Origin of the sequence: Pseudonocardia sp. D17, from assembly GCF_036984265.1 — a bacterium.
GTDB classification, from domain to species: domain Bacteria; phylum Actinomycetota; class Actinomycetes; order Mycobacteriales; family Pseudonocardiaceae; genus Pseudonocardia; species Pseudonocardia benzenivorans.
Window position 1 is genome coordinate 37,780 of the sequence record NZ_BPRG01000155.1, and the last position, 2,794, is coordinate 40,573.

At 75.1% G+C, this 2,794-nt stretch carries 3 protein-coding genes and 1 pseudogene; all 4 read left to right on the forward strand.

The genetic code is table 11. From position 1 onward, the window contains the following. A pseudogene (locus PSD17_RS23310) lies at positions 1 to 383 on the forward strand (hypothetical protein); the annotation flags it as partial. Positions 384 to 385: 2 nt separating this feature from the next. After that, entirely contained in the window at positions 386 to 973 is a 588-nt protein-coding gene (locus PSD17_RS23315; protein ID WP_013678530.1) for a hypothetical protein, read from the forward strand. A gap of 4 nt (positions 974 to 977) precedes the next feature. Further along, a complete protein-coding gene (locus PSD17_RS23320; RefSeq protein ID WP_013678529.1) occupies positions 978 to 1,994 on the forward strand; it encodes a C40 family peptidase in 1,017 nt (338 codons plus the stop codon). Between the two features lie 46 nt (positions 1,995 to 2,040). Further along, positions 2,041 to 2,472 (forward strand): hypothetical protein, encoded by a 432-nt coding sequence (locus PSD17_RS23325; protein WP_013678528.1) that lies wholly within the window; start codon positions 2,041 to 2,043, stop codon positions 2,470 to 2,472. The last annotated feature ends 322 nt before the right edge of the window (positions 2,473 to 2,794 follow it).

The following is a 2,794-nucleotide window of genomic DNA, read 5'->3' on the forward strand; positions in this document are numbered from 1 at the left end:
GCGCCGCCGACGACCCCGACGCCGGACGGCCGGAGACCGTCACCGCCACCGCGACCGTCGTCGGCGGCGGCTCCGCCGCGCGGCAGTCTCGACGGCGCAACGAGGTGCAGGCGCCCGGCACCGCGGCGCTCGGCGCCGGATCCGGCCCGCGGGCCCTCGCCGCCGGCCCGGGTGGCGGGACGGCTCGTGCTGCTGGCGTGCCCGGCCGGTCGGACCCCGGTGAGGTCGACGAGCGCGTCATCTACCGCCGCCCCGACGCCGCGCCCACCCGGACGCGCCCGCGTGCCGTCGATCCCGAGCTCGTCGACGGCGTCCCGGTGTATCGCATCTACCGGCCCCGGGCCGGGGCACGACCTGCCTACGGCCGCAGCGAGGACGGCTGACGGTGCCGATCAGATCTCCCCGCGGCCGCTCGGCCGCCTACCGGGCGCTGTGGCAGTGGCCCCTGCGCTCACCGTTGCGGCTGGCCGGGACGGTCGTCGTGGTCATCGCGCTGGCCGCGCTGGTGAGCGTCGCCATCACGGCCACCAAGCCGGCGTCCGCAGCCCGCCCCACCGCCGGGCAGCCGTCCGCGGGTGCCCCGGTCGGCAGCGGCGGCGCCGGGGCCTCGCCGACGGTGCTGCCGCCGGTCACGCCCCTGACCCCGACGACGCTGCCGCTCGACCAGGCCCCGCCGCAGGCCCTGGCGGCCGCCGCCTCCTGGGCCGCCGCCTGGGTCAACCACCCGTCGGGGACGACGTCAGCGCAGTGGCTCGCCGGGCTCAGGCCGTACACGACCGACGAGTACCTGGGCGTCCTCGGCAGCGTCGACCCGGGCAACGTCCCGGCGTCGCGCGTCACCGGACCGCCGACGCCGGTGCGCGTCTCCCCGGCCTCGGTGCACGTCACCGTGCCCACCGACGCGCTCACCCTCGTGCTCCTCGTGGTGAACGACGGTTCGAGCTGGCGGGTCTCCGACTCCGACAAGGCGTGAGGCGGTGGTCACGCCGCTGCGGCCGCTGCGCCTGCTCGTCCCGATCGTCGCGATCGCCGCAGCTCTCGGCCTGTTCCTCGGCGTCGGGTTCATCGCGTTCACCATCGGCGGGGGCAGCAGCGGCGGCGTGGCGACGTCGGGCGCCTGCGACACCGGCCTCGGCGTCTCCCGGGGTGCGGGCAGGTCGGGCGCAACGCTCGCCGACCTCTCCGACGAGCAGCGCAACAACGCGCAGACGATCATCGGCGTCGCCAAGGACATGGGTGCCCCGCCGCGGGCCTGGCTGGTCGCGCTCGCGACGGCCATGCAGGAGTCGGGACTGCGCAACATCAACTACGGCGACCGCGACTCGCTCGGGTTGTTCCAGCAACGCCCCTCACAGGGCTGGGGATCGCCCGCGCAGGTCACCGATCCCGTTTACAGCACCAGGACGTTCCTGACCCACCTGCTGCAGGTCCCGGGCTGGGACACGCTGCCGGTGACCGTCGCCGCCCAGACCGTCCAACGGTCGGCGTTCCCCGACGCCTACGCGAAATGGGAAGGTCTGGCGGCGGCGCTGGTCGGGCAGCTGGCCGACGTGGCGGCGCTGCCCGCCCGGTGCAGCAGCGAGACCGCGACCCTGCCCCCGGGCGCCGCCGGCGCCGCGATCGCGTTCGCGCTCAAGGAGGTCGGCAAGCCCTACGTGTGGGGTGCCACGGGCCCGAACACCTACGACTGCTCCGGCCTCATGCTCCGCGCGTTCCAGGCGGCCGGCATCGAGCTGCCCCGGGTGTCGCGCGACCAGTACAACGCGGGCGGGCACGTCCCGGTCCGCGACGCACAGCCCGGTGACCTGCTGTTCTACGCGACGGACCCGAGCGATCCGTCGACCATCCACCACGTGACGCTGTACATGGGCGACGACAAGATGGTCGAGGCCCCCTACACCGGAGCCTCGGTCCGGGTGCAGCCGGTGCCGTGGAACTATCGGGAGTTGGTGCCGTTCGCGACGCGGCCCGGCACCACGCCCAACGACGCTTGACCGGGCGGCAGGTCACCGCCCGCGCACGACTCCGGAAGCAGGATCGATGGCACGCGACGAACCCCACGCCCCGGCGTCGACGACGCCGCTGCGCGAGTACCTCGACCGACCGGCGCCCGGCGCCGACGAGAACTATCTCGTCGTGCCGCGGGTGCTCGCGCAGTCGATGCCCTTGCGCTGGCAGCAGGTGTTCACCGGACTGCTCGCCGACCTGCACGACGCCTACGCCAACGAGCCATGGCCCGACTACCGCGTCGTCCCGAGCCGGTGGGAGGTGCTGGCCGACCTCGACGAGGAGCAGCTCGCCGCGACCGGGTTCGTCGCCGACCTGGGGCCCGACGGCGAGCTGGAGTACCGCGACTCCGCCGACCGCGTCGTCGAGGACCCCTACTCGCACCGCGTCCTCGCCCCCGTGGACGACCCCCTGCCGCCTGCCGCGGCGGGCCGCGTCGAACCCCGGCCGGCGCCCTCGCTCTGAACCGCGCGGCCGGCCCGGATGTGTGCGCAGGGCGGTCGCTGGACATTGAGTCCGATCCCGGGCTGCGCGGCGCAGCCCTGGCACGGGATCTTCGGGCGCGGCCGCTGCGGCCGCGAGGAGTGGCGTGGTCCGGGCGCGCTGCCGGCGCCGTGCGCGGGGGAGTGGGCGGGCGGCTCTGGTTCGGGCGCGCTGCGGGGGCCGCTGGGAGCGAGGAGCCGTGCCGCCTCGGTCCGGGCGCAACCTCATCGTCGTTCTCGGGCCGGTGGATTCAAGGGCTCGTCGCAACACCCTGTCGAGCTGGGGTGATGAGTGTGATCGGTCC

Excerpts from the sequence above, each read along its gene's own strand:
- PSD17_RS23325 (WP_013678528.1), top strand. The coding sequence starts at position 2,041 with ATGGCACGCGACGAACCCCACGCCCCGGCGTCGACGACGCCGCTGCGC.